Source organism: Thermogladius sp. 4427co (assembly GCF_051933805.1).
GTDB lineage: Archaea > Thermoproteota > Thermoprotei_A > Sulfolobales > Desulfurococcaceae > Thermogladius.
Genome location: NZ_CP196893.1, coordinates 973575 through 1000089, shown reverse-complemented (window position 1 = coordinate 1000089; position 26515 = coordinate 973575). Strand labels below are relative to the sequence as shown.

Annotated in this window: 28 protein-coding genes; 11 read left to right on the top strand and 17 right to left on the bottom strand. The window is 43.7% G+C overall.

Going from position 1 to position 26515, the window contains the following annotated elements:
- Window position 1 precedes the first annotated feature (1 nt).
- Together ACSU1N_RS05710 and ACSU1N_RS05705 are read right to left on the bottom strand one after the other, a co-directional pair.
- Window positions 2–718, bottom strand: a complete 717-nt coding sequence (locus tag ACSU1N_RS05710; protein ID WP_440059282.1) for a flavoprotein — start codon at window positions 716–718, stop codon at window positions 2–4.
- 1 nt (window position 719) lies between these two features.
- On the bottom strand, window positions 720–1103 hold the full coding sequence (locus ACSU1N_RS05705) for a dihydroneopterin aldolase family protein (protein ID WP_440059281.1): 384 nt from the start codon (window positions 1101–1103) through the stop codon (window positions 720–722).
- A gap of 61 nt (window positions 1104–1164) precedes the next feature.
- On the opposite strand from ACSU1N_RS05705, the gene pcn reads away from it, so the two are divergent.
- The 3 genes from pcn (at window position 1165) to ACSU1N_RS05690 (ending at window position 3792) form a co-directional block, all read left to right on the top strand.
- Window positions 1165–1899 (top strand): proliferating cell nuclear antigen (pcna), encoded by a 735-nt coding sequence (gene pcn, locus ACSU1N_RS05700; RefSeq protein WP_440059280.1) that lies wholly within the window; start codon window positions 1165–1167, stop codon window positions 1897–1899.
- Window positions 1900–1909: 10 nt separating this feature from the next.
- Complete coding sequence (locus ACSU1N_RS05695) at window positions 1910–2536, top strand: hypothetical protein (RefSeq protein ID WP_440059279.1); 627 nt, start codon at window positions 1910–1912, stop codon at window positions 2534–2536.
- A gap of 65 nt (window positions 2537–2601) precedes the next feature.
- Window positions 2602–3792 (top strand): PhoH family protein, encoded by a 1191-nt coding sequence (locus ACSU1N_RS05690; protein ID WP_440059278.1) that lies wholly within the window; start codon window positions 2602–2604, stop codon window positions 3790–3792.
- Between the two features lie 43 nt (window positions 3793–3835).
- Here ACSU1N_RS05690 and ACSU1N_RS05685 read toward each other — a convergent pair whose 3' ends face one another.
- The 4 genes from ACSU1N_RS05685 to ACSU1N_RS05670 all read right to left on the bottom strand — a co-directional run bounded on the left by ACSU1N_RS05685 (window position 3836) and on the right by ACSU1N_RS05670 (window position 7845).
- Window positions 3836–4696 carry a class I SAM-dependent methyltransferase gene (locus tag ACSU1N_RS05685; RefSeq protein WP_440059277.1) on the bottom strand — a complete coding sequence of 287 codons (861 nt, stop codon included), beginning with the start codon at window positions 4694–4696 and terminating at the stop codon, window positions 3836–3838.
- 2 nt (window positions 4697–4698) lie between these two features.
- Window positions 4699–5391 carry an endonuclease III domain-containing protein gene (locus ACSU1N_RS05680; RefSeq protein ID WP_440059276.1) on the bottom strand — a complete coding sequence of 231 codons (693 nt, stop codon included), beginning with the start codon at window positions 5389–5391 and terminating at the stop codon, window positions 4699–4701.
- 156 nt (window positions 5392–5547) lie between these two features.
- A complete protein-coding gene (gene feoB / locus ACSU1N_RS05675; protein ID WP_440059275.1) occupies window positions 5548–7611 on the bottom strand; it encodes a ferrous iron transport protein B in 2064 nt (687 codons plus the stop codon).
- Window positions 7612–7845, bottom strand: coding sequence for a FeoA family protein (locus tag ACSU1N_RS05670; protein ID WP_440059274.1), 234 nt, complete (start codon window positions 7843–7845; stop codon window positions 7612–7614).
- 75 nt (window positions 7846–7920) lie between these two features.
- On the opposite strand from ACSU1N_RS05670, the gene ACSU1N_RS05665 reads away from it, so the two are divergent.
- Both ACSU1N_RS05665 and ACSU1N_RS05660 read left to right on the top strand, forming a co-directional pair.
- Window positions 7921–8703, top strand: a complete 783-nt coding sequence (locus tag ACSU1N_RS05665) for a GTP cyclohydrolase, FolE2/MptA family (RefSeq protein ID WP_440059273.1) — start codon at window positions 7921–7923, stop codon at window positions 8701–8703.
- Window positions 8704–8716: 13 nt separating this feature from the next.
- Window positions 8717–9418, top strand: a complete 702-nt coding sequence (locus ACSU1N_RS05660) for a 6-hydroxymethylpterin diphosphokinase MptE-like protein (RefSeq protein WP_440059272.1) — start codon at window positions 8717–8719, stop codon at window positions 9416–9418.
- Here the strand turns inward: ACSU1N_RS05660 and ACSU1N_RS05655 are convergent.
- Window positions 9408–10070, bottom strand: coding sequence for a transcription antiterminator BglG (locus tag ACSU1N_RS05655; protein WP_440059271.1), 663 nt, complete (start codon window positions 10068–10070; stop codon window positions 9408–9410). The genes ACSU1N_RS05660 and ACSU1N_RS05655 overlap by 11 nt on opposite strands.
- A 106-nt stretch (window positions 10071–10176) precedes the next feature.
- Here ACSU1N_RS05655 and ACSU1N_RS05650 point away from each other — a divergent pair, with 106 nt between their 5' ends.
- Window positions 10177–11151, top strand: coding sequence for a deoxyhypusine synthase (locus ACSU1N_RS05650; protein WP_440059270.1), 975 nt, complete (start codon window positions 10177–10179; stop codon window positions 11149–11151).
- Window positions 11144–12490, top strand: a complete 1347-nt coding sequence (locus tag ACSU1N_RS05645; RefSeq protein WP_440059269.1) for a TiaS agmantine-binding domain-containing protein — start codon at window positions 11144–11146, stop codon at window positions 12488–12490. Before ACSU1N_RS05650 ends, ACSU1N_RS05645 begins: the two co-directional genes overlap by 8 nt.
- An 86-nt stretch (window positions 12491–12576) precedes the next feature.
- Here ACSU1N_RS05645 and ACSU1N_RS05640 read toward each other — a convergent pair whose 3' ends face one another.
- From ACSU1N_RS05640 to ACSU1N_RS05625, 4 genes are all read right to left on the bottom strand, one after another.
- Complete coding sequence (locus tag ACSU1N_RS05640; RefSeq protein WP_440059268.1) at window positions 12577–13509, bottom strand: transglutaminase-like domain-containing protein; 933 nt, start codon at window positions 13507–13509, stop codon at window positions 12577–12579.
- Window positions 13510–13740: 231 nt separating this feature from the next.
- Window positions 13741–14082, bottom strand: a complete 342-nt coding sequence (locus ACSU1N_RS05635) for a PqqD family protein (RefSeq protein WP_440059267.1) — start codon at window positions 14080–14082, stop codon at window positions 13741–13743.
- Window positions 14083–14571 carry an OB-fold nucleic acid binding domain-containing protein gene (locus tag ACSU1N_RS05630; RefSeq protein ID WP_440059266.1) on the bottom strand — a complete coding sequence of 163 codons (489 nt, stop codon included), beginning with the start codon at window positions 14569–14571 and terminating at the stop codon, window positions 14083–14085.
- Window positions 14552–15004 (bottom strand): GIY-YIG nuclease family protein, encoded by a 453-nt coding sequence (locus ACSU1N_RS05625; RefSeq protein ID WP_440059265.1) that lies wholly within the window; start codon window positions 15002–15004, stop codon window positions 14552–14554. Before ACSU1N_RS05625 ends, ACSU1N_RS05630 begins: the two co-directional genes overlap by 20 nt.
- 85 nt (window positions 15005–15089) lie before the next feature.
- Between ACSU1N_RS05625 and ACSU1N_RS05620 the strand changes: the two genes are divergently transcribed.
- Window positions 15090–15770, top strand: coding sequence for a class I SAM-dependent methyltransferase (locus ACSU1N_RS05620; protein ID WP_440059264.1), 681 nt, complete (start codon window positions 15090–15092; stop codon window positions 15768–15770).
- Between the two features lie 31 nt (window positions 15771–15801).
- Here ACSU1N_RS05620 and ACSU1N_RS05615 read toward each other — a convergent pair whose 3' ends face one another.
- Both ACSU1N_RS05615 and ileS read right to left on the bottom strand, forming a co-directional pair.
- Complete coding sequence (locus ACSU1N_RS05615) at window positions 15802–16197, bottom strand: cytidine deaminase (RefSeq protein ID WP_440059263.1); 396 nt, start codon at window positions 16195–16197, stop codon at window positions 15802–15804.
- On the bottom strand, window positions 16190–19354 hold the full coding sequence (gene ileS, locus ACSU1N_RS05610; RefSeq protein ID WP_440059262.1) for an isoleucine--tRNA ligase: 3165 nt from the start codon (window positions 19352–19354) through the stop codon (window positions 16190–16192). Before ileS ends, ACSU1N_RS05615 begins: the two co-directional genes overlap by 8 nt.
- Before the next feature lie 115 nt (window positions 19355–19469).
- Here ileS and ACSU1N_RS05605 point away from each other — a divergent pair, with 115 nt between their 5' ends.
- The gene (locus tag ACSU1N_RS05605) at window positions 19470–19793 is read left to right on the top strand and encodes a hypothetical protein (RefSeq protein ID WP_440059261.1); all 324 of its coding nucleotides are present in this window, start codon (window positions 19470–19472) and stop codon (window positions 19791–19793) included.
- Here the strand turns inward: ACSU1N_RS05605 and ACSU1N_RS05600 are convergent.
- The gene (locus ACSU1N_RS05600) at window positions 19756–21393 is read right to left on the bottom strand and encodes an HD domain-containing protein (protein WP_440059260.1); all 1638 of its coding nucleotides are present in this window, start codon (window positions 21391–21393) and stop codon (window positions 19756–19758) included. The two genes, ACSU1N_RS05605 and ACSU1N_RS05600, sit on opposite strands and share 38 nt — an antisense overlap.
- Window positions 21394–21421: 28 nt before the next feature.
- Window positions 21422–21664 (bottom strand): hypothetical protein, encoded by a 243-nt coding sequence (locus ACSU1N_RS05595; protein ID WP_440059259.1) that lies wholly within the window; start codon window positions 21662–21664, stop codon window positions 21422–21424.
- 102 nt (window positions 21665–21766) lie between these two features.
- Here ACSU1N_RS05595 and ACSU1N_RS05590 point away from each other — a divergent pair, with 102 nt between their 5' ends.
- Window positions 21767–22489: a peroxiredoxin gene (locus tag ACSU1N_RS05590; protein WP_440059258.1), complete on the top strand. Its 723-nt coding sequence runs from the start codon at window positions 21767–21769 to the stop codon at window positions 22487–22489.
- Window positions 22490–22699: 210 nt separating this feature from the next.
- Window positions 22700–23542, top strand: coding sequence for a ParB N-terminal domain-containing protein (locus ACSU1N_RS05585; RefSeq protein ID WP_440060290.1), 843 nt, complete (start codon window positions 22700–22702; stop codon window positions 23540–23542).
- Window positions 23543–23579: 37 nt separating this feature from the next.
- Here ACSU1N_RS05585 and ACSU1N_RS05580 read toward each other — a convergent pair whose 3' ends face one another.
- Both ACSU1N_RS05580 and gcvPB read right to left on the bottom strand, forming a co-directional pair.
- On the bottom strand, window positions 23580–24962 hold the full coding sequence (locus tag ACSU1N_RS05580) for a dihydrolipoyl dehydrogenase family protein (protein WP_440059257.1): 1383 nt from the start codon (window positions 24960–24962) through the stop codon (window positions 23580–23582).
- Window positions 24959–26515: an aminomethyl-transferring glycine dehydrogenase subunit GcvPB gene (gcvPB, locus tag ACSU1N_RS05575; RefSeq protein ID WP_440059256.1), complete on the bottom strand. Its 1557-nt coding sequence runs from the start codon at window positions 26513–26515 to the stop codon at window positions 24959–24961. The genes ACSU1N_RS05580 and gcvPB overlap by 4 nt, the downstream gene beginning before the upstream one ends.

Sequence of the window (26515 nt, the reverse complement as noted above, 5' to 3'; positions counted from 1 at the left end):
ATCAAACACCTCTCAGGAGATCTAACACCTCGACCGGGTGTTCGAGTACCTTAATACCACCTATTTTCTCCAGGCTCTTGATGAGAGAAACATAGTAGGGGTGGGGTGATACTTCTATTGGAACATTTAGTCTAATAGCATTGAAAGGGCAGGCTGAGGTACACACACCGCATAAATCACATCTCAACAGGTTGACTCTGACTTTGAAATACTCATCTTCCACCAAAGCCCCTTTCGGGCACGCAGTAGCTGCTATGCATTTGTCACAGTTATAGCATTTATCCCTATCTATTAAAAGAGGTATTTTAGACACTGTCTTCTTCAAGTCCGATGGAACAATATAAACTGGGACCCTAGCCTTAATAGCGTGGCTCACGAGATTAGTTACAAGAGAGTCCGCTATGCCAGCGACTATTTTACCTACGGTATTCAATGAAGCCGGCGAAACTACTACGGCCGTGTAAATACCTTTGTAAACCCTCCCGGCCCTAGGGTAGCTGAAACCCTCATCTCTCTCGAAAACAACCTCATTAGGGTAAGGTCCAAATCCTAACTCCCTTAATGCTTCCAGAAACCCATATATTCTAAGGACTTCCTCACCGGCTTTAGAAACATATATGGTTACAGAGAAACCCTTCTCCTTTAGCTCGCGGATAACTCCTATCGACTCCGATAGGTAAACCCCCGAACCGGTGATCGCCCATGCTATACTCTTCACATTATTCCTCCTCAATATCCTCGATATACCCTAGATTAAAATTCAACTCCTTAATGTATCTTAGACGGGCTCTAACCCGGACCCTACCGTATTTAACTTCAACTGTAACATCTAGATCGCTCGTCTTCAAAGTGCTATAATCATATGGGTTCGAAGGGGAATGGTTAAACCTCTTGGAAATCCTGGCGACTGCATTAACCCTGTACGGCTGGGATAAGATGGCTTTCTCAATAGCTTTCTCTATAATTTCTACATCGCTATTTGATTTGATAGGGATGCCCGTGAACTGGTGTACTACCATGCCGAGTGCTAGTCCGGCTTCGAAAACAGCCCTATCTCTGTCTGTAGCTTTAGGCGTGAAGTATTTCTTCGCAGGGTCTTCCATTTGTATTACCATTTAACTTATAACTGGAACCATACTTATCTAACTAATATAGGTGGAGGATTTGATTAAAGTAGTTTATCCCGAAGCGAGGTATTTTAAAGAGATAGTTGACTCGCTGAGCAAGCTTGTCGATGAAGTATCCCTTCAATTCACGAGCGAAAAACTGAAGATAACCGCTATGGATGTAAGCAGTATAGCCTTGATCGATATCGAGATGCCTCCTGAATCGTTCGCCGAATACAATGTTGAAACCCCTACCAACATCGGGATTTCTCTCTCCAACCTTAGCAAGATTTTGAAGAAGGCTAAGAAAGGAGATAGATTAGTTATAGAGGGCGGAGGAGACGCTGTAACTATAACACTCCTATCCCCGGTTATGAAAAGATATTATAAATTCAGGAACCTGGATGTTAACCCACCCGAGATACCATCTGCTAACCTAGAATTTAATGTAGAAGCAAGGCTTATAGCAGGTAGCTTTAAAGATGCCGTAAAAGATGTAGAGCAGGTGAGCGAGAAAATAGAATTCGAAGCCACGGAAGAAGCATTATATGTGAGAGGCAGAGGTACCGGTTTTGCGGAAACAAAGTATGCAGTGGGATCGCCAGCATTACTATCTCTTTCTGTGAAAGAAAAAAGTAAATCAAGCTACCAGGTGTCGTATATCTCCTCCGTCATAGGCTTGAGCAAGATATCCGAAGCCATAACCGTTACGTTCAGCAGTGACTCTCCGTTGAAACTAGAATTCTCACTCGGCACTGGCAGAATAGTCTTCTTGCTAGCACCCGCTTTATAGCTGAGCAAGAATGAAAAGCCTGATACTAGAGAAAACATTCGAAATAGTTGAGGAATTAGACTCATATCTCCTCCCGAAAAATGTAAAATACGTTGTGTTAAACGATATAGCAACCGCTCTATACGGTTTAGTCAAACCATTCGAAGAGGTCAGGATATTAGTAGAATCAGGGAGGGAAGACCTGGTCTCTATAGCTATTGCTAATATTGCGGTCACAGATGTTTCACCGTCTAGGATCCTAGAGGGTCTGAGAAGAGACGGTATTGTTGCTGTAAATATGCTTACAGCTCCTCTACTAGTAGTCGAGAGAGCGAGGTCTCGACTTGACGAATTGGTAATAAATGAAGCGGTAGAAGAGAGGATTAGTAGATACAAGGTTAGGATACCTACTCTGGAAGGCTTGATTGCAAGGCTCATGCAGCAAGCCGAGTACCCGTATCCAGCTATGGGCTACACGCTACTAGTCTCGTGGATCGATAGTATCGATCTAGACAAACTGGTTGAAATGATCAGAATAAGTAAGGTAGACTTTACCGTCTTTAAAACAGCGTTAAAGAAGATAATGGGGATCGTAAAGAATCATCCAACGATAAAACCTAGGGAGGACTTATTGTCGGCTATTCTCGAAAAGTTATAATCCTAGTTTCAAATAGCTAAAAAACCAGCCTGTGCTAAATATATAGCTGGCTAACGGTGGCTACCATGGGCGACTTGATAAAGCAGTTGAAACCCCAAACACCGGGACAGGAGGAAATGCTAATAGCGTTAACGAATAAAAAATACGATATCGTAGGGTTATTCGGCCCCACAGGCTCTGGGAAAAGCTTGTTCAGCCTACTCTACGGTGTTGATGCGATTATAACTGGAGAATACAAGAGATTTGTTATTTCGAGACCTATCATAGATGTTACAAGCGGTAAAGAGGTTTCAGCAGCCGAACTCGGCGATATGTACTATAAAATTGTACTGAATTATGTTAATGACATACTTTCTGACTATATCGATATAAATAAAATCAGAGAATTGGTTGACGCAGGAAAAATTATAGTAGCAGACACACACTACCTACGTGGTAGGACTTTCGACGACGCGATAATATTCCTAGATGATGCTCATAGCGTACCGGTTGAGAGTGCTATAGAGATATTGACGAGGATTGGAAGGAACAGCCGTCTAATAATAGCAGGCGACCCGGTTTTCCAGAGGGAGCTCGGTAGTAGAGATGGGGCATCATTACTGAGAGAGCTATTACTCGGCGAGGAGTCTGCTAGAGTGGTGGACCTAGGTCTCAAAGACATTGTAAGACCAGGCGCTAGGAAAGGCGTCAGACTCCTACTCGAAACAAAGCTTAGAACGAGGAAGCTGAAGGAGAGCGAGAAAATGGTTATCGATGCCGCTAGAATAAGAGCCCCCGACGCCGAGATAGTAACAGTTGTAGAATTCATAGACGAAAAGAAGATTGTAGGTCTTAAAACCGAGACAATGCCAGATGCTCTGATAATAGTAAAAGAAGGCCACGCGGGAAGGGTCATAGGTAAAGGAGGAGAGAGGATTACAGGATTAGAAAACGATACAGGTTTAAGACTCAGGGCTGTCGAGCTAACCCTTGATTTCAAACCGTTGATTAGAGCACTACACCCCATAGGCTGGATACATAAGCATATTGTAGATGCTGATTTCGCAGGGCCGGACCTACTAGTTAAAGTTAATTCTGAAGCATACCCTGCTTTCGTCGGGCAGAAAGGCAGCCATATTAGATTTCTAGATTTGGTAATGAGGAGATTGCTAAACACTGGGGTTAAAGTAATAGAGGTTGAAGAAAAAGCCGAAGAAAAGGAGAAAGGAGAAAAGGGAAAGGAGAAAAAGAAAGAATCTAGGAGCGAGAATAAATGAATCAAGTGAAAACAATTAGTAGAAGTCGGTGAAAGCTAAGGAATCAGGCTATCTCCGTGTCTAGAACGATCTGGTAAACGCGTGGAGCAACCATTCTCACTACTCTCTTATTCAATACTTTTATTTTTCCAATACCGATCTCCTTAAATCTCTCTTCAACCATCCTGACGGCCTTAGCAAAATAGTCTTCTCCCTTCAACGCTTTTACATGGAGGTAGATATGTATCACGCCTCTCCCATCCTTCAATGCTTTAACTGCGTAAGGTAGGTGTTGCAGTGCTATGTCGGGATACGGCATTAAAACCCTGTCGGCTATATTGTATAATCTCTCTTCAACGACTTTAGCAGCATCCCCTAATATCGGTTCTACTATGTGCCCTACCTTGTTTAATCTAATGTTCTCAACCATGTATCTGTACGCGTCAGGGTTTATATCAATACTGTAAACCCTAGCGGGTTTAGCGAGCTTCGCGATTATGATACTGAAAAAGCCTGCTCCAGCATACATGTTTATAACAGTCTCGCCTGGTCTAACCAGTTCTGCTATCCTGCGGTGCTCGAATCCTAGGACAGGCGAGACATATACTTTTGTTATATCGATTTTAAATAGGCATCCATGCTCCTTGTACAGTGTTTCACTCCTTTTTTCTCCTGCTAGGTGAACATATTCTCTCAGCCTGTACTCTCCTCTAACGCCAGGATAGCCACCCCAGACGCTCTTCACGTATTTGAATTCCCTGAGTATTCTTTCTGCTAATGGTATCAGCTCCGTATACTCTACTCCCGGGGGTATACGTATCAGTGCTATATCTCCGATAAACTCTATCCTACCCCATAGTCTCTTCGCAACCTCTTCTCCTAAGACCTCTGATGCTAGTTTCCTCAGAATTTTCCCACGGGACAATACTAGTTATCCCTCCCACGATTCCTATTGTAGTAAGCACAGTACTTGCTTATAGGGCAGGAGTCGCATAAGGGTTTCCTCGCTCTACACACTCTCCTACCGTGTATTATGAGCAGGAGGTGCGCCTTTAGATAAAGCTCTGGAGGAAGGCAGGATGCCCAGTACCTTGAAATACTCTTATAATCGCCTCTGCCTACGAGTCCTAGCCTCTGGGTTATCCTCCTGATATGAGTGTCTACAGGGAACGTTGGTCTATTGAAGTACATGAGGAGTATTACGTCGGCGGTTTTATCCCCAACCCCGGGAAGGTTCTTCAAGAAGTTCCTAGATTCTTCCAGATTCATTATGTTTTTTATCTTTTCTTCGAAAACCCTGATCCCACCATACTCTATTACCCGCCTAGCGATCTCAACCATATTCCTAGCTCTCTGTAGGTGTAGTCCAGCAGGTTTAATCAATTCAGATAGTTTCTCTATGTTAGCCGCCAATATTTTCTCTGGCGTTAGCTCTCCCAGCTCGTTCTTGAGGTTGGTGAAAGCTTTAATAGCATTCTTATCGCTAGTGTTCTGGCTTAGTAATACAGCTATTATGAGCTCGAACAAATTGCTTCTAGCCATCAACCCTACGAATTCGTTTTCACGAATACTGTATTGTTTTGAGAGCTCGCCGATTATTTCCTCGCATATGCTAGCCAAGTATGTTCACCAATACCGATAAACCTAGAATGTAGCAAAACAGTAACTCGATTAAAATACTATCTAGATAAGGAATTAAACTAATTACAGCTAGGAGCGTGCGAGCAATAGTACTGTTAATCCTATTTTGGGAAAATTTTAGAGAAGAAAAATAGACTAAATTAATAAAAGTAGGTAGTAGACTAATAGCGAGACAAAGTATGCTACCGACATCATCAACGCTATACCTAATAACACGAGCCTCCAGCTCCTGGTCTCGCTATACATGACAGAAAGGGTTGCTAGACATGGAACGTATAGTACGGTGAATATGCCAATAGCTATCAATTGCTGGTCGGTCAACCCTATAACGCTTACAGCATCCCTTACACTAGGCATGCCCGATACGGTTAGGAGGCTGGTTACAAATAGCTCTTTAGCTACGAAGCCTACAATTAATCCGAATACTATTATCCAGGAGGACTCCCCTCTAATACCCAATGGGGCAACCAGCGGTGTTAGGGCTTTCGATATAGATGCCGCTATACTTGAGGAAGGGTCTTCTGTGAATTGAAGAGCCGGAGTAAACGCTGTCAAAAACCATACTATCACATTCGCTAGCAATATTATAGTGCCTGCTTTCACTATGAAATGCTTGACGTTGTTCCAGGTCAGCCACCATACTACTTTCCCAATAGGTTTGTGGAGTACAGGTATCTCTAGGAGTATTTCGGGGACAGGCTCCCTACTCCTGCTTGAAACATATAACACGTAGTTTATTACCGCGAAAACTGTAAAAGCAATAAGGTACCCTAGTAGCACCATTACCCACCCTGATATCGTGGTTAGAGCTGTAGCCAGCGCTAGGAGTACTACAAGCCTCGCCTGGCAGGGTATGAAAGGTATTGTGAGAACCTGCCTAATCCTCTCCCCTGATGACAGGCTAGCTCTAGAAGCCATAACGCCTGGAACATTGCACCCCAGGGAGACTGCTATAGGGAATAAAGCGTTACCCGATAAACCTATCTTAGAAGTAAACGATGATATACCGACCGCCATACGCGGCAGTAGTCCAGTGTCTTCTATTATTGCTAGAATCAACATTACTATGAATATCAACGGTAAGAAAGTAAGTAGAGCTGCTACACCCCCTATGATACCATCGGCTAAGAAGCTCGCTACTACAGGATTACTTATACCAGCCCTGATAGAATCCATCAGCCATCCGAGGCCTGTCTCCATCAGACTCGATAAGCTATAGGATTCTACGAGCGAGGCCAGGTCTTCGAGCCCTAGCGAGCTCAATATAACGTTTAGTGGAAAACCAGTGTTCACGATAAATGCTAGGAAGAAGATCGAGATCGTGAATAACAGACTAAGCGCTGGTCCTATAAACGGGTGGTAGAATATGCTAGTCTTCCTCTCGGCTTTCTGCACTGGGGTTCTAATAATTGTATCGCGGGTAATACTCATTATGTAATCGAATCTCTTACTAGACGCCGCCTCGGAAAGATCCCTCTTAATCACCTGGGATGCCTCCGCCTTTATCTTTCCGATCTCTTCATATACTTCGACGCCACACCTATCTCTGACTAGTTGCGATAGTTCTTCGTCTCCTTCCAGCAGCCTAGTAGAGACCCATCTAGTAGGATAGCCACGTAGATCACACTTCGAGATCACATATTCGATGGAACTAATGAAAGGTTCGAGCTCGCCATAGTCTATATTTAGCCTCTTCTCCTCCTTTCTTGAAGCTACTTCGATTATTTTCTCGAGCAGGTAGTCTATCCCGTACCCTGTCACCGCAGAGATGGCTACGACCGGTACGCCGAGCTTTTTCTCTAAACCGTCTGTATTGATATGTATACCCGTGCTATGAGCCATATCGTATTTAGTGAACGCAATTACTACTCTACCGGTCATCTCAAGGATTTGCACGGGTAGATACAGGGTTCTCTCGGGGATAGTAGAATCGACAAGTACAAGGACTACATCGGGTTCACCGCTTAGAATATAGCTCCTGGATATTCTCTCTTCGATCGTTAAAGCCGATAAACCGTAGACACCAGGCAGGTCTACAAACCTGATCCTATATCCTTTATATTCGCTGTATCCTTCATGCCTCTCAACTGTAACCCCAGGCCAATTGGCTACTAGCACCCTACTACCAGTTAGGACGTTGAATAGCGTTGATTTCCCTACATTTGGCTGTCCAGCGACAGCAACAACTATCTCTTTCATCTACTTCACCTCTTCCACAAGTATCCTCCTAGCAATACCCCTGCCGATAGCCATCTCAGAGCCCATAACCCTTATTACAACCGGGCCGATCCCGTAGTTTGAAACAACCTCAACGATACTGTTCGGTAGTAAACCCATTTGATACAGCCTGTAAACCCACCCTCTACCATCAATGCTTACAATCCTCACTCTCGAACCAGGCTTAGCGACATCTAGGGTAAGCAATATGATCACCTGTTAGGTTATCCTAACACTCTCTTAAAGATTTATACATTACTCTACCTTTTTAAATCTCATTGGTGCTTTAAATTGAGTATTAGAGACATCCACGACGAGAAACCAGTATACGAGATAGATATATGGAGAGTCGGGATCGGTTGGATAAAACTACCTCCACGCTCCATCCTTAAATACTATTTAAACCCAGAGATCAAAGCCTATGTCAACCTACCTAAGGATAAGAGAGGTGTTCATTTGTCCCGGACATTCCAATCGATCCTTGAAGCTCTAGACTACGAACCTTTCGAATTACCTTTGAGACTATCTAGGATGCTTCTCGAAAAACACGAATACTCGACTCTAGCAGGCGTAATACTTAGAGCAGAAGGGCTGGCTGTGGAAAATGATAACCTTAGAAAATTCGGTTTCCTAAACCATGTCGAGTTGAATAGAAGGGGGGAGATCGTATTCGAGAAAATAACTATTCGATTAGCGATTAGCATAGCTTGTCCATGCGCGCTTGACACCTCGCTAGCTTTATTCAACCAACCCTACACTCACACGCAGAGAGCCTTAATCAATGTTAAAGTTTTGAACAAGGGTGGAATCAACATTGATAAAATAGTGCTCCTCGAGAAAGTGCTAGAGATAACGCAACCAGAGCTGAAAGGCTTGTTGAAGAGGGTTGAAGAAGCCGAGTTTATTAGAAAGCTCTACGAGAAGCCGATGTTTGCCGAAGACGTTGTTAGAGAAATAGCTTTTAAGTTAAGCAAATCGCTCGATGGCCTAGGAGGTTTCCTCGAGGTAAAAACCGTCTCATTAGAATCCATACATGAATATAATGTAGAGAGCGTAGTTAGGGTAAAGCTATGAAAGGTGTAAACGCTTGAAGTGGCTTATTGACAGAGACGAGTGGATGGGATTATACAAAGAGATAAGAAAGAAGCTCCCTCTTAATTTCGATAGAGACCAGTACGCTACAGACCTGCTTAGCTCCCTTCTCGCTAATCACCCGTCGAAAGCTACATTAGATGATTTACCAGTACTGGGGGATGAAGTTGCAGTATTCGGATGTGGGGAGAGGCTGGCTACGGACGTTGTGAAATATCTGGAAACATATAATGGAATACCTGTTATAGCAGCCGACGGTAGTGTTGAAATACTTATGATGAACGGTATCACCCCTTCTATTGTTGCAACAGACTTAGACGGAGGTTTTGAATCGATTAGAAAAGCTGGGGCGGAAGGATCGATACTAATAGTACACGCCCACGGGGATAATATAGAGAGGATAGCAAGCCTTGTCCCATTACTAAGTGGCAAAATAGTAGGTTCTACACAGGTTGAACCCAGGCCCTACGTGTATAACTTCGGTGGTTTCACCGACGGGGATAGAGCTGCTTTTATAGCTAGGGCTTTAGGCGCTAAGAGGGTCCTGCTCTTCGGCTTCGATTTCGATAATCCTTCAACATGCAATCCTTCGATTAGAAAAAACCTTCGTGTCAAGAAGATTAAACTCGAGATAGCAAGATACCTCTTGCTGAATTACCTAGCCGGGAAAGGAGTTGAGGTCAGGATTATAGACTGATAATCACTGGTTTTAAACCGAGTTCTTCTAATACAATGTCTATATCGCGTAGGAAAGAGTTGAGCTCGTTAATGGATACGATGACGATGTTTTCATATACTCTAACAGACGGTTTAAGCAGTGTGACTATTAAGCCGTAGACTCGTCTAGTATGCTTTAATACCGGGTATTTGGCTACTGCGTATGGGACGTATCTGCTTAATTTAACAATCCTATTATAGTGGTTTACTGCTGCTTGCTTGAGCGATGACCTCGTATTCCTACTCCAGTGTTTACAATCGATGGCTATAGCCCTCTTCGCGACGCTGTCAACCCCTAGCACATCTATTTGGAGCCTTACAGGTTTCGTCAGTAATAGGTTTGTTAATGTCTCATAGGAGTAGCTTGAGAGTATCTGAGCAGAAAACTGCTCGAAATCCTTCCAAGTAATATACTCTGCTAATCTAGTTAAGCTGAATCCTTTTATGGATAGTTTGAACGCTAAGCTAAGAGGGTTCTTCACCTTTACGAATTCCCCGTCTATTACAAGGTCTTCAGAATTCTCTCTAATCACCTCGTTTAGAGCAGTAAGCTCTAGACCCGTCATCCTAGCTAATTCCTCGCGCGATAAAACCCTGTATTTCAATAGGAGTTCTAGCGGGTTGGCTATCATCCCCTGCCACTATACACTTGTTTTAATATCTATAGTTTAAAATAATAGTTGAGCAGAGGAGAATGGTTCATTGCAGGAAAAAAATATGATAAAGGTGTAGAGGTTCATGACAGGAGAGATCATAGAAGACTTGAGGAAAAGGATTCTCGTAGAGGAGGTTAAAGACTTTACTATCGACGGGAGTAAGAGCATTTGCGAATTGATCGAATACTACGGGTATTCCCACGGGTTTATGGCTTCACACTTATACACAGCTTCCAAAATACTAGCCGAGATGAAAAGGGATAAGGATGTTTTGAAAATACTCTCGTTCACAGGTAATCTAGTCTCGACAGGGATTAGAGGGGTTTTAAGCCAGTTGATAAAAGAGGGTTTCGCCGATGTTGTTATAACGACTTGCGGAACAATAGACCACGATATTGCGAGATCCACAGGTTCAAAGTATTATAAAGGGGACTGGAACTACGATGATGTCTTTCTAAGAAGCGTGGAAATACATAGGCTGGGGAATATACTTATCCCATGGGAGAATTATGGTGTTGCCATAGAGAAATTTACCAGAAGCCTTCTAGACGAACTTGTTAAACAGAAGAAGGAGTGGAGCGGTATAGAACTCTTATGGGAGGTTGGGAAACGGTTAAACGACGAGCATAGTATTTTAAGGGCTGCCTACCAGAGAAAGGTTCCAGTTATCGTACCAGGGATCCTAGATGGAGCTTTTGGTACAAACCTCGTATTCCACAGCTATCTTAGCGGGTTCAAACTAGACTTACTATCTGATGAAAAAACCCTCTCAGACCTAGTTTTCGCATCGAAGAAGATAGGAGGGCTATTGATCGGTGGCGGGATCTCTAAGCACCACGCATTATGGTGGTCGCAATTCAAAGAAGGAATGGATTACAGTATATATATTACGACAGCTGTAGAATACGATGGTAGCCTGAGCGGTGCCCATCTGAGAGAGGCAATTACATGGGGTAAGCTCAAGCCTAGCGCTAAACATGTGGTGGTATACGGCGATGCGACAATCATACTCCCCCTAGTAGTCGCCGGGGCTTCGTGTTTTCTCAAGAGTGGTTGATTTGATTATCCATATCGGTATAGACGATTTCGACTCGCCTGCCGGCGGGTGCACCACTCATCTAGCATCGATTATAGCATGGAAGCTGATGAAGAGCAATCATAAACTGATTGACTACCCTAATCTTATAAGACTCGACCCCGCTGTCCCCTGGAAGACGAGAGGTAATGGAGCGGTTGCCCTCAGGATTGAAACAGAGAAGAGTCCGGACGATATATTCGACACTGTCTATAATATAGCGTTGGAATACGCCAGGGAGTATGATAATCCGAAGCAACAGCCGGCGATAGCCCTGCTTGAAGGAGAGATACCAGGACAGTTGAAGAGTATCTCGGAGAAAGCTGTAGGAGACCTCGTCCCAGTCGACGTTATCGAGAGAGTTGTGGAGAAATTCAATATTAAAACAAAGGTTCTCAAAGGTAGGAGGGGGCTTGTCGGGGCTGTCTCCGCCATAGGCTTAGATATGCTAGAAGGAGATTTCACGTTCGAAGCCTTGTTTTATAGAACAAGAGAATTTATTGGGAAACCCCGCTTAGTAGACCCCGCATCTGTTAAGCAAGCAGAGCTAGAATCTAGTGGAGGCCTTTTCCTAAACTACGACCATGAAAATGATATTCTTATAGCGGCACCCCACGGCCCAGACCCGGTCCTACTCGGGATTAGAGGAGAGGATCCTCGAGCGATCATAGAATCCCTCCACTATATCAGAGTCCTTGAGCCTGTTGAATCCATAGTGATCTTTAGGACAAACCAGCATACGGATATGCATATACAAAGCGTAGACTCTGTATGTGAAGCATACCCATACCGCTGCGTTAAAGTAGTTGGCAAGGTGATATCGCAACCCAAGCGTATAACCGGGGGGCATGTCATAACCACTATATCGGACGGCAAATGTTCTATTGATATAGCTGCTTACGAGCCGACTAAGGAATTTAGGAATATTGTGTCTAAGCTCGCGGTAGGAGATATTGTTGAAGCCTATGGGTGTGTTAGACCCCCATCACCCTTCCACCCGGCTACGATCAACTTAGAGAAAATAAGGGTCATACATCTCGCCGAAGTCTACAAGCTTGAGAACCCGCGGTGCCCGGTGTGCGGTGCGAGGATGGTTAGCGCCGGGAGGGGGAAGGGGTTTAAGTGCCCTAAATGCGGCTACAGGTCTAGAGGCTTGAGCAAAATAAAGGTGAAGATAGAGAGGGATCTCGCACCAGGATTCTACCAGCCGCCAAAGCACTCTTTCAAGCATTTGATGAAGCCTATCGAAAGGTTTAGTATTCCGAAGAAGGTTTACTCCTTTAAACAAGTGAATCCTTTCATAAAGCCGTTTCCACCCTAAATAGTGGATCCCTAGGGGTGGAGTCTCGTCACTTCTCAGTATTGAAGTCTCCGGTCATCGATATGAATATATTTAGAGAACGCTCTTTAAACATTACCTAAGACTTTCACTTGGTATAGGATGACATATTTCAACCTGGTTGTTGCAATACTCTTCTCGAACCCAACCCAGTATAGCTGGGATGCCTCCCCATTACTAATACCCATTACAACAGTAGGTTGGTTATAGTAGGGTATTGAAACTATATGCGACAGCCAATTCCCCTTAACCCCGAAAACAGTGTCGACACGTATCCAACCCCACGGCGGAATATATGCGACAGCCCACGCATGACCACCTCCACCCACCATGGTTATATTCAGTAGACCATTATTCTCTACTTCTTCCAACCTGAAATCATCGGATACATATATCATGCCGTACTCCTGGTATGAAGGTATCCCTAGACCTCTGAGCAGGGTTACTAACAGATTGGATTGGTCATCGCAGTCGCCTTCCATCCAGAGTAATGTCTCCCACGGCTCTCTCGGGGGCATTCTAATAGAGTATATTATGTTATCATCTATGTAGTTTATAGAGTTCATTAGGATAACAATTGGGTTCGACGAATTTGCTTTAGACCGGATAAATTCGATAACCAGCTCTATTAGAGGATTAGTATAGTTCCATCCGCTCGTAGCTTTCACATAGTTTGCAAGCGTCTCATTCAATACAATGTTCTCGGCTTTCCGAATCAATAGTGTATAATTACCTGACACGTACGCGTTTTCAAAATCCATAACCTGGTAGAATCTGCCGAGGACATCGACTTCTACATTGTATACAGCCATTGTACTAATAGATGCGTTAGGTTGAAGAACGTTGAACGCTCCGGGCGATATTTGAAGATAGGGTTCCATACCTCCAATGATACTATAGTTGCTCGTCGGCGTGCCGTTAATATATGCTTTCACACCCACTATTTTCTGGAATTGGTCTTCTAATGGATAGTTCTGTATAAGGATGTCAGTGCTATACAAGTCTACGGGGGTGGATCCTTGGTTTGAGACCTCATTGTAAAGAACTATTTCGACATAGGATCTGGATAACCAAGTTGATCCATTCGAAACATGTCCGATAGCGGCTAATATGAGTATTATAGTCAGGGATACGGCTGGTTTAATAATCATGCTTCATGCGACCACTAGGTCTATGTTTCTAAAATATTTAAAAAATTTTATATGCTAAAACAGTTACGCTGGGCGCTACAGCTAATATTTCACGAGTTTAGCATCATGGAGGCTTTCTATAACTGAGACGAGCGGTCCGATCAATTCGTCTAGACTTACGTCAATATCCTCGCTCATGGAACGAGCTAGCTCTTCGATGCTGCGTTGCCCATCACATAGAAGCCAGACATAGTAGGCCAAAGGGGATAGCTCGTATACTTCTTCATCACTTAGTGCCACATAGAATTTTTCTCCTTCCTCACCTAGATAAGTGCCCTGTCTAACAGGTTTCAAGCCTTTGATCTCCTCGTATTTACCCTTGTAATCCCTGACGACTCCACTACTACCTGTTTCGTCTTTTTTATTTTCTTCGTACCCGCTCATCTAGAACCTCCTCTTTCTAAAGCCGCCACGTCTAGCTCCAGTAGGCTGACTCCGACCCTGCTCTTCAGGAGCCTCTGGCATCTCGCTCGGTATGTCCTCGGGTTGGGGGACTTCGCTATCGTTTATTTCATTAACAGTACTAGACCTACCGATATTTAACTGGACTTTTCCTCTGAAGGATGTGGTCCACGCATCTTTTACTTCAACAGCCTGCCCTTCTTTAAGAGACCCTGCTTTGTCCCCCCATAGAGTAGTCTCGACTCTGCCTGTAGAATCCCCTATTACCGCATTACTTATCGTCCTTGGTCCTTTCTTAGTTTTAATTACTTTTGGGGGAGTTGCTTCGAGGACTCTTCCTCTGATAGTTACATGCTCCATTCCGGGTTTGAGATCTTTTATACTAAGGGGCTGACCCCCTGATCCAACTTCCGACTCTTTTTCCATATACGAGTTCGACTCCGATACGACGTTATGAACTAGGTTTATCAATACTTTTAAACTTAACTGGTGTATTGAGCCTCGCTAGGTTCTCTTCTATAGCGTTAATACAAACTTCTCTACCATACTTGCAGTAGAATAAATGCGAATACGAGTATTTGTCATCGCTAGAACCGAATTTCTCAATAGGGATAAGAACAGCACCCAGCATCCTCGCTATCTCGGTCTCGAGACTCTTATCGGATGCTATCTCATAATACCCGATTATTCTAGCGGCTTCGCTAGCTGTAAGATAATCTATGTGCCAGAAAAGTCTCTTCCTCTTTCTTAAATGCCTCTTCACCCTTGCTTCAATACCTCCTGCCCCCATCGCAGAACCTATGTAGAAGTAGTATCCTGGTTCCAGCCGGAAATTAAGCCTTCCTCTAGTTGCTATGGATACAGGTTCTACTAATTCTATTACTAGGACGTAAGTGCCTTTCAATAGAGTAAACCACCTAAACTTAATACCGTTTGATATCTTTTATTTAATAATAACGTGATGACCCTCGGTTTCAGCTGATGGGTTGATGAAGAGTTACTCATCTGACGAGGAAGTAAAGGAGGATGTCTACTTGTCCTGTATAGAGAAGTATTCGACTATACTAGAGGAAACAATTAGCTACTACGAGAATAGGCCTTATAGAATTAGGGGATGGCAGTCAATAGAAGTAGAGAGGCTCAGGGGGCTTGTAATAGACATAGGTTCTGGTTATGCGGGCAAATCCCTGTTGAAGCTAGGCGGTAAAGATACTAGATTCGTCCTATTAGACCTGAGCTGGAGAATCCTGGAAAAGACCTGCCCTAACAATCCAAGGGTGATTTGTATCGCGGGCGATGCTATGAAACTTCCTTTCATAGACAAGATCTTTGACACGGCATTGATGCTCGCAGTAGTCCACCATATCCCTGGGAGAGAATGCCGGTTACTAGCCTTCCAGGAAGCCCAACGAGTACTAAGACACGGGGGTTATCTATACGTTACAGTCTGGAACCCGCTCGTACTCCCCAAATCGATCGAATTCGAAAACGGGCTAATACTCAAGGATGAAACAGGTCAACGCTACATACATATCCTTGATTTAGAAGAAATTAAAAAATATGCAGAATCCGCTGGGCTAGAAGTCGTCACGTTAGAATACATTACCGAGAATCCGAGGAAGCCTAAGGTAACTAGAAATGTTTTCCTGAAAGCTAGAAAACCAGGCTAAAAACTTGAAACGAAAATCCTACTCTTAACGATTATTTGATTTTAAACGGGGAAGGGAATAATTCTCTGAGATTCTTTACAACCAACTTACCTGACTTAATACTATACATAATGATCACTGCTTCGTCATTAAACTCCGCAATAACCTGCCTGCAAGCCCCGCACGGGGGTATGGGTTCATCCATATCTGTGACTACGGCTACTGCAATAGGTTTTCTCTCGCCGTTAGAAACCATGTTTGCTATAGCAGCCCTCTCAGCACAGATGGTTAAGCCATAGCTACTATTCTCTACGTTAACACCCTTGTATATATTACCCTTATCGGTAAGCACGGTAGAAGCTACATGGATATTACTGTATGGAGCGTACGAGTTAGGGAGTATTCTCGCAGCTTCCTCGATTAATCTCTTGACCAGCTCTTCATCCAACTCTCTTCACCAGTATTATATAGTTCTCGTCGTTGATATCCCACTCCCTTATAAAACCATCCCTTGTAGGTAGCTCGTCGACGAATTCTAATCTCACAGACCCTGTCTCGTTACTAATATAGGTTCTAAAGGCTTCGAGAAGCCTCTTCCTGCTTGGGGGGGCTACGATATATGTTTCAATCTTCTCTGTCAACTCCAAGTTCATAATCTTCCTCATAACCTGAATCCTTCTAACGAGGTCTCTAGCAATCCCTTCCGCAACCTCTTCCTCACTCAGCCTAGTGTCTATCGCGATAGTCCCAATACTGCTGGGTTCTGCGGAATAGCCTTGAACAAACTCGAGGGTTATCTCAACATCTTCTTTATCAATCCTCACTCTCCTGCCTTCAAGTTCTAGCTCATAGTAGCCTCTAGCCATAATCTCGCGTGCGACTTCGCTACTTTTTCTGTCAAAGTGTTCAAAGACTTTTTTCGCTAGATCCTTTAATTTAGGACCCAGATTCTTGTATATTGGTTTCACTCTATAAGTAACAATCTCTTCAACCTCGGAAGCAGGCTTTACCTCGACTTCTTTAGAATTCAGTACCCTCTTGAGGAATTCGCGGTTTCTCTCAACAATTTCTATTACATCCTTCCTATCTGTAAATATTATAACCCGCCTAACAGGTTGCCTTAGCTTCAGACCGACCTTCATCCTTGCCGCTGAAGCTTTCTCGCTGATCAGCCTTATAACCTCCATTTGATTCTCGACAGCCTCGTTGATAAACTGCTGGTCTACTTCAGGCCATTCCATTAAATGTATTGACTCAACGCCTTCAACACTCTTGAACACGTTCTGGTAGACGTATTCAGAGAAGAATGGTATGAATACAGATGCTGCTATAAGCCAGTTCTTCAAGACGTAGTATAGTACCGTGTACGCTACCAGCTTATCCTCTGTCTCTTCTTCAACCCATATCCTAGGTCTTACAAGCCTGAGATACCAATGGCTTAAATCTTCGACGATAAATCTACGTAGTTCCCTTGCCGCCTCGTGAATCCTGTAATTCTCCAGCTCTCGCGTCACTTTATCAAGCATCCTGGAAAACCTGCTTAATACCCATTTATCCTCGAACCTTAGTTTCTCAAGATATTTGTAAACATTGTGTCTCAATGGATCGAATTTATCGATATTCATGTATGTGCTTGCGAAAACATACACGTTCCACGCTACTTGTAGATCGCTTACTACTTCCCCGAGACTCTTCCACGAGAATTTCAAATCCTCCCATACCGTATTGCTTAAAACCCATAGTCTAAGAGTGTCTCTACCTACCTTAGATATCGCTTCGTCTGTACCCACGTAGTTTCCAAGACTCTTATGCATCTCCCTACCTTTCTCATCAAGTGCGAAACCGTGGACTAGTACCGTTTTGTAAGGTGCCTTCCCGAAGCCTATCACACCTGATCTAAGCAGGGAGAAGAACCATCCTCTGATCTGATCATGACCTTCAACAATGAAATCTACCACAACATCGTCGGGGCTTAGCACACTGGGATGTCCTCTAGAAGCGTAGAAAGATATACCGCTATCCAGCCATACGTCAACCACATCGGGGACTCTTCTCATCTCCCTACCGCACACCGGGCACTTTAATTTAACATTGTCGATCCAGGGTCTGTGGAGGTCTGGCGGTATCTTTCCGCCGAGCTTCTCTAGCTCTCCTACACTTCCAACGACAACCCTATGACCGTTCTCACAAACCCATATAGGTAGAGGAGTACCCCAGTACCTCTGCCTTGATATCACCCAGTCCTGTATGTTATCGAGTATGTTGATCATTCTCTGGAGGCCCCATTCAGGGATCCATCTCACCTTCCTAGCTTCTTCAACCAGTTTCTCCTTGAGTTTAGAGACTTTGATCACCCATTGCTCTGTTGCTCTAAGAACTACAGGCGTCTTGCACCTCCAGCATACAGGGTACTTGTGTAGAATTGTTGAAGCATGAACTAGGAACCCTCTCTGCTTCAAGTCTTCTATGATATCTCTGTTAGCATCCCTAACAAACTTCCCACTATACTCTCCTGCCTCCTTTGTGAATACTCCTTCATCGTTTACAGGGCTAGCAACTATACCAATATTGTGTTTACGGGCTACTTCAAAATCCTCGAAGCCATGTCCGGGCGCCCCATGAACAAGACCTGTCCCTTCGTAGAGGTTGACGTATTCTTCGGAAGCTAATACAACATGGTATTTTGCTAAATCTTTCTGGATTTCGACGAGGTCTTCAAGAGGATGCTGGTATTTCAATCCTACTAGTCTTTCCCCAGGGAATTCTTCTTCGACCTCGTAATCCTCTACGCCGACGAGTCTCATCACTTCTTCAAGCCTGGTTTTCGCCAGAATCCAGTGTTCATCGCCTACCCTGATCTTCACGTACACTCCTCTCGGATTAACCATAATAAAAGTATTCGCTGGCAACGTCCATGGTGTCGTAGTCCAGATCAGCAAGAAGGTTTTCTCATAGCCTACCACAGGTATTTTCACAATAATGCTAGGGCTCTCAATCTCCTTATATTCGACCTCGTAATCTGCTAGAGTAGTCTGGCATCTAGGACACCAGTATACGACCCTGTACTCTTTTTCTAGAAGCCCTAATTCATCAGCCTTCTTTATAAGCCACCAAGCTGATTCTATGTACCTATTATCCAGTGTATAATAGGGGTTGTCCCAGTCCATTAAAATTCCTAGTTCCTTAAACCATTTTGTCATCGAAGACGCGTTAGATAATGCAAGATTACGGCATTCGTTAATGAATTTCTCGACGCCAATCTTCTCCTCGATCTCCCTCTTATTCCTAATACCTAGTTTCTGCTCTACTTTAACCTCTATCGGTAGCCCATGGCAGTCATAGCCTGGTTTATCGAATACGTTGAACCCGCGCATCCTCTTATATCTTAAGACAACATCTTTCAGTATCTTATTCCACGCAGTACCAATATGTGGGATATCGCCAGATGGATAAGGTGGGCCGTCTATGAACAGGAATCTCCTATTAGATTTAGACGATTTACTCTTGATAACCTCGTAGAGGCTTATATCAGACCAAAACTTGAGAACAGAGCTTTCAACAGCCTGCCAGTTATACTGGCCTGAAAGCCTCCCAATTAACTGCAATCAACCACCTCGCCGCACTACCAGGTCATAACGCTGGCTACACGTAGACTATATCCATCTAAAGGGTCGAACCGTTTTAAAAGCATCCGTTTTACATTTCGAGGATGGTGGTTACTTGCTTGAGAACCTGGTTATAGAAGTAGTTAGAAAATACAAGCCCGCTAGGAGTATACTCCATTCCATAATATACCTTTATAATAATAATGTTCTCACAGACTGGGTTTTGACCATTACAGGAGTCTATAGTGAGAGCCTTGATAGAGAGATTGAGAAACTAATTAAAGAAGGATCTATCAGGCAGTGCCCCGACGGCAGACTAACGCTCGATACGTGCCAGGGGGTAGATGAGAATCTACTCGAATTCGTAGATAGAGCTGTAAGAAAATATGTAAAGGAATACCTTAACTCGTCTCCGGAGCCTCAACAAGCTCGGATCTAGCAAGCTCGTTTATAACGTTTCTAATTATTTCTTTAGCTGCTGCAACCTGATTTTCGCTGAGCTTTTTGTACTTGCTCCTCTCTAGGTAGACGGATACGAGAGCGTCGCCTACTAGCCCGTGTCTAGATGCGAAAGAGTCTAGGCTTATCTCGCGGTAGTCCAGAACTTTCATGTCTTTTGTAGAAACAAGCAGGATGTTTTTAACTACCTCACTACCTGCTGATGGAAATACATCGACCTTGTTATACAATATTAGGATATCGTCTTCGGATAATCCAATTTCACGGAACCTATCCTGAAACTCGCTTAATATCTCTTGTTTAATTTTCTTTTTAACATCGGGGCCGAACCTTGTAGAGAATAGTACTCTAGCGTCTTCGAGTTTCAGCGTTACCCTATCGATCATCTTCCACAACGGTTTCCTGAGTATGAATATGCTTTCTAACGCGTTTCTAGCGAATTCCTTATTCTCGCATTCGAGCTCCGATGCTTGTTTCAAAGACAGGTTCTGCAATAGCCCGTATACGTTGAAATCGGTGAGTGCTACATACCTCTCCCAGTTACCCTTGCCGAACATTTCCTCAAGGGTGTTGGAAATAAATGATTTTATGCAGGAGAGTAGTCTGCCTATGGTCTCAACAAAAGCTATGTTGACGTGGTGGAAGTAAACGTTCTTGTACATAAGCTTCCTTGCCTCGAGCAATCTCACGAGGTCGTCGATCGCCTTATCCGAGATGGCTGGTACTAGGATACCGTGGTAATCTACTATAAACGTATTCCTGAGTATCCACTCTTCATTAATCTCCCCTATTGCTAGACCCGTGAAATACGAGTCTCTCTTAAGGTAGTCCATAATATCGCTAGTGTAAATGAAGTCTCTTACAACCAGTCTTACAACGTTTCCAAGCCCTTTCTCAGGGGTTGGAATATAAAAGTCCTCGGGGTGTTTAAGATGGTTTTTACTCACTAACTCTGTGAACTTCCTCATCCCGTAGGGAGGCTTCATGCCTTCATCGAGTATGTTGACAACGTACTCTGGGTCGATGGAGAGTGTTTTCGAATTCGATTCTAGAACCTTGTATATTAAGTCTCGGAGATAGTACTTGTACAGCAGGTATCCTACTACTTCATGGTTCCCAACAACATATGGTATGAATTCTCTAGTCTTGTAGACAAACTCGTCGAATGCGTGGCTGAAAGGACCGTGGCCGATATCGTGGAGTAATCCTAGGAGCCTCGATGCTAGAGTTAGCTCCCTCACCCTGGATACAATTTCCTGCCCGTACTTCGATTGGGATAGATACTCTACGCTCCCCTTGATCAAGTACGTCATATACTTGTACGAGACATGCATAACGCCAAGACTGTGGTTGAACCTTGTATGTGTGGCACTCGGATATACGAAATGCGCCATCTGGAGCTGGAGCAGGTACCTCAGCCGCTGGAGAGGCCAGCTGTCAATGATCCTGTCTTCGACGCCTTTGATATAGTCTATATAGCTGTATATTACGTCTCTAACCTGGGCATTAAACGGTAGCATCCACGGGAAAATGTTTGCCTTAGTAGACAATCCTACCACATCGAATACTATTTTCCTCAATAACTAAGTTTTTTAGATCTTATAAACATTACCTACTCGACTTGATTCTATAGATTAAGTTTCTATAAGGGGATTCTAGGAAAAACCCGTTCTTGCAAACAGGGCATATTACCAGTATAGGCCTCTCCCTCTCCTCCGGGATGGTTTTTGAATCAGCAACGTACAAAACCGTTTCATACATGTAGTAGAAATCGCCTGGGTTACCCTTGAAACCGCAGTACGGGCATTTAATCTCCATTATCTTACCAAGGTTACTGTTTATTATGCTCAACTATAAACCTGAAGTTAGTAACGTTTATTTAAAAAATCTTTTTTTCTAACCAAAAAGTTTATAAACCAAACCAAATATTTAGTAAGACAAGGGAGGTAGGATATGCCAGGTACGATGCCTCTTATCGGTGAGAAACTACCTGAAATGACTGTTATGACAACACATGGACCTAAGAAGCTCCCAGACGACTACCTGGGAAAGTACCTAGTGATATTCAGCCACCCAGCTGATTTCACACCGGTGTGTACCACAGAATTCATAGGGTTTGCCGTCAGATACGAGGACTTTAAGAAACTGAATACTGAGCTACTCGGCCTTAGCGTTGACAGCACGTTTTCCCACATTAAGTGGACAGAGTGGATTAAAGAGAAATTCGGTATCGAAATACCGTTCCCGATCATAGCAGACCCTACCGGGGAAGTGGCTAGAAAGCTAGGAATGCTACACGCGCAGTCGGAGACAAGTACTGTGAGGGCGGTTATCATAGTAGATGACAAAGGGGTTGTTAGAGCAGTACTATACTACCCGCAGGAGACAGGCAGGAACCTGGATGAAATACTCAGGCTTGTTAAGGCCCTCCAGGTCAACGACAAGTACAAGAGGGCTCTACCAGCAAACTGGCCTAACAATGCTTTAATAGGCGACTCACTAATCGTTCCTCCAGCATCTACAGTACAGGAAGCTGCTGAGAGACTTAAGAAGTACAAGTGCTATGACTGGTGGTTCTGCATAGAAGAGAATGTTGTTCCGAAAGAGGAAGTCGAGCAAGTAAGAAGCTGGTTAGAAAGAGCTGCTAAGCCCTGGAAGCTTGAAGTAAAGAAATAGAATTCCCTCACTCTACTTTTTCTTTTTAAACCAATCCTACTTCTATATCTGGTCTGGATCGTATAGTTGATAACCATGTGTCTAAAGCATTATTGGCACGACCCATGGACAAGTCTAATGTATTTAAACCACTATGTAAAAAACGTTTATTATAAAAGACCAGATAGATTACGGGAGTAATCCTTGAGGTGAGCTGTATCGAGCTTCTACATTATACAAACCCCGAAGATAAGGCTAAGCCTATCAATTGAAGAAGTCGAAAGACTCCATATCCACGAAGAGATCATTCCTAGAATCCTAGACTGGCTGACAGAGAAAATATATAGAGACCGCGTGTTTAAAGACCCTGTTATCGTAGACGAGAGAACTCTCGTAGTATTAGACGGGATGCATAGAGTGGCTGCCGCTAAGAGGCTGGGCTTGAAATACATACCCGTTTGCCTCGTAGACTACGAGAACCCGTCTATAGAACTCCATGCCTGGGGTAGGGTGTTCACGAAAAAAGGAGAGAACAAGGTTGACAGTATAGTATCAGAGCTAGGTCTGGAGCTAGCTAATGTTGAGAGTATTGAAGAAGGTATGAAGCTACTGGACGAAAGAAAAGGCCTAGGCCTACTTATATCTAGAAACAGCACGCAGCTTATCCGCACGGATACGAGTGAGATCAAGAAAATATATGACCGTATAAAAGAGATAGAGAAACATTTCGAATCATACGGCTTCAAAATCGATTACATGACGGAAAGGGATTCAATAAACGCGGTTCTATCGGGTTCTGCGACCGCCGCATTGATTCCTCCTGCAATTAGGAAAACCGAAGTTGTTGAAAAAGCGTTAAGAGGAGAGGTATTTATACACAAGGCTACTAGGCATATTATTCCAGCGCGACCGCTGAATATCAACATACCGCTCGAATGGCTCTCCGGGAATATACCAAAAGAAGAAGTAATAGCTAAAGTGAGAGAGATAGTGTCGTCGAGGAAGATAAGGATACTACCTCCCGGCTCTATCCTAGATAGAAGGTACGATGAAGAACTATATGTTTTCGAATAAAATATGTTTCTCATTACTCTCAATACAGCCATTACAATTATTTTTTAATCACATAATGTATAGGCTCTCCAATAATATACTCAGCAATCTCTCTAAGAGATTCTCCTACTGTTAGATGAGGGTATGGGGTAACAGCCATTTCCTTGATCGTTAGTTTGCCTAACGCTAGAGGTATAAATGCTGATACTACTTCTGAGGCACTAGGCGAAACAATATGGATACCGTATACCTTGCTATGGTCTTCACTAATCAATATTTTGATAAAAGATGTAGAATCACCTTTAATCCTTACAGCAGACAAGTAGTTAATCGGTAATTTGTACTTAACGTATCTTAAATTAGCAGAAGCAAGCTCTTTCTCTGTATAACCTATAGATGCAACCTCTAACCCAGAGAAGATCGTTAACGGTATTAACTTGTAATTAATGGTAACAGGCTCTTTATTAGATATTATATTAGCGACCGCTATGCTTTCGATAATAGCTTTATGCGCTAGAAGAGGCTCTCCTACCACATCCCCTACAGCGTAGATATTGCCTACTGTTGTTTCAAGCTTTTCATTAACAATAATAAACCCTTTCTCATTAAGCTTTATCCCTACCTCACTAAGGTTTACCCCTTCTGTCTTAGGCTTCCTGCCAACCGCTATGAGCATTATATCTGTACTAAGAGCCATACCATTACTAAGCTCTATTACTAGTTTCCCATCTTTCACATTGGTTTTATTTACCGTGACTCCTTTCACTACTATTACTCCATTTTTCTTTAAGTAGGATTCAATAGTGCTAGATGCATCAGGGTCTAGGAAAGGTAGTATATGGTTATCCTTCTCGATTAAAACAGTTTTTACACCTATATTAGAGAAAATATTTGCTATCTCAACCCCTATTACCCCGCCTCCAACTATAGCAATATCCTCCGGCTGGTTCTCTAGCGTAAAAATCTCCCTGTTACTAACAATCTTCCTACCATCGAACCCGATATTAGGTAGAGGTTTCGGGTCTGTTCCGAGAGCGAGGATTACTCTCGAAGCCTCAATAACATCCTGTTTTCTCTCACCGTTACTTTGAACCACGGCTATCTTGTCTCTATCCTTTAAAACACCTCTCCCTCTGTACACGTCGACACCATAGGATTGTAAAAGGTATTCGACCCCACTCCTAGCGTTTTCAACCATTTTCTCAACGTATCTGGTCACCTCCTTCCAATCAAGGTCGACTAGGGCTCCTACTTTCCTAAGCGTTCTCAAGGCTTCTGCTATACTATACCATGTCTTGCTAGGGACACAGCCATAGTTAGTGCACTCCCCTCCAATCAAGTGTTCTTCTACTACTGCTACTCTAAACCCTCTACTAGCAAGTAATATTGCCGCCGGATAACCCCCAACCCCGCTACCTATTACTACTACATCATACTTCATTTAATTACACCGCGTTTCTTCAAGTACATACGCCACGATAGAGCTAGTGATTGCGGATGGTTTGCCTTCACCTCATCTATTAACCCTACGCTGGTATTTATAGGCCATTTCTTTGCCTCCTCAGGCGTACTATACGCTATTCTACTAATCTCTTTCAATCTTTCAGCATACCTCTCAATATTCTCAACCGGCTCGGTCTCAGTAAACTCTATCATGAGAGCTTCTTTGACTATTAGAGGGAAGTATATTGTAGGCGCATAGAACCCTGCGTCTAATAATCCTTTCGCAACTTCTTTAGCTGATACACCGGTTTCTTCAAGCATAGGCCTAGCACTAATTACTACCTCGTGCTTCCTATACCTCCCCCTGCCATACGGTATCTCATAGCCTTTAACGCCCTCAATTAATTTAATAAAATAGTTTGTCGCGAGCACAGCCATCTCAGTTGCTTTTCTCAACCCCTGGGGGCCCATTGACGCAATATATACATAAGCCCATACCAGAGGTATAATGTTTCCAAAGAAGGCTTTCAGCAATCCCACACTGTATTCGCCCGGCCCCCTTAGCTTGTATAGGCCTTTTTCTTTATCGTATACCACGATATAACCTGGGAGAAGGTCGGCTAGCGTGATGCCTCTTTCCTTATCTATAACTCTATTCTTCACACAGACTGGCCCCGCCCCTGGGCCTCCACCGCCGTGGGGCGAGGAGAATGTTTTATGAACGTTTAAATGAGCTATGTCAAAACCCATGTCCCCGGGCCGGGTGTAACCCATGATCCCATTTAGGTTCGCTCCATCATAGTAGAGTAGAGCATCATGCCTATGGAATAATTCTGCTATTTCGAGAATTCTCTCCTCGAATAATCCGAGAGTACTTGGGTTAGTAATCATTAAGCCGGCTGTTGACTCGCCGACAACCGATCTAAGAGCCTCAAAATCGATATTCCCATCTTCAGCTGTGGGAACCGTGATCGTTACGAAGCCGCCCATTGAAGAACTCGCGGGGTTAGTTCCGTGGGCGCTGTCTGGCACTACTATTTCTCTTTTCTTACCCAGCTGGCCTCTTATCTCGTGGTATCTCCTTATTAATAGAACGCCGGCTAATTCCCCGTGTGCTCCAGCCGCCGGGTGGAGAGAACAGACGTCCATTCCTGTAATATTTGCTAACCACTTCTGTAGCTCATACAATATCTCTAGAAGGCCCTGGACAGTCCGTTCGTCCTGTAGTGGGTGGAGGCTAGTTATCCTCTGGTCGAAAGCAATATCCCACGCTATCCTAGGGTTGTACTTCATTGTGCATGAACCCAAAGGCACAGGACCGTTGTCAACACCGTACGCCATCTGAGTGAGTCTTGTGAAATGCCTGATAACATCCACTTCTGAAAGGTTTGGTATAGATGGAGGCTTAGACCTAAGCATTTTATCAGGAATCCCGATTTTTCCAACGTAATCAACTATTTCTTCGCTAGGCCCATGCAGGTTGAGGCCTACAACCCCTCTGTCAGGATATTCTAGGATAATTGGTTCACTCCATTTTGCCTGCCTGAACAA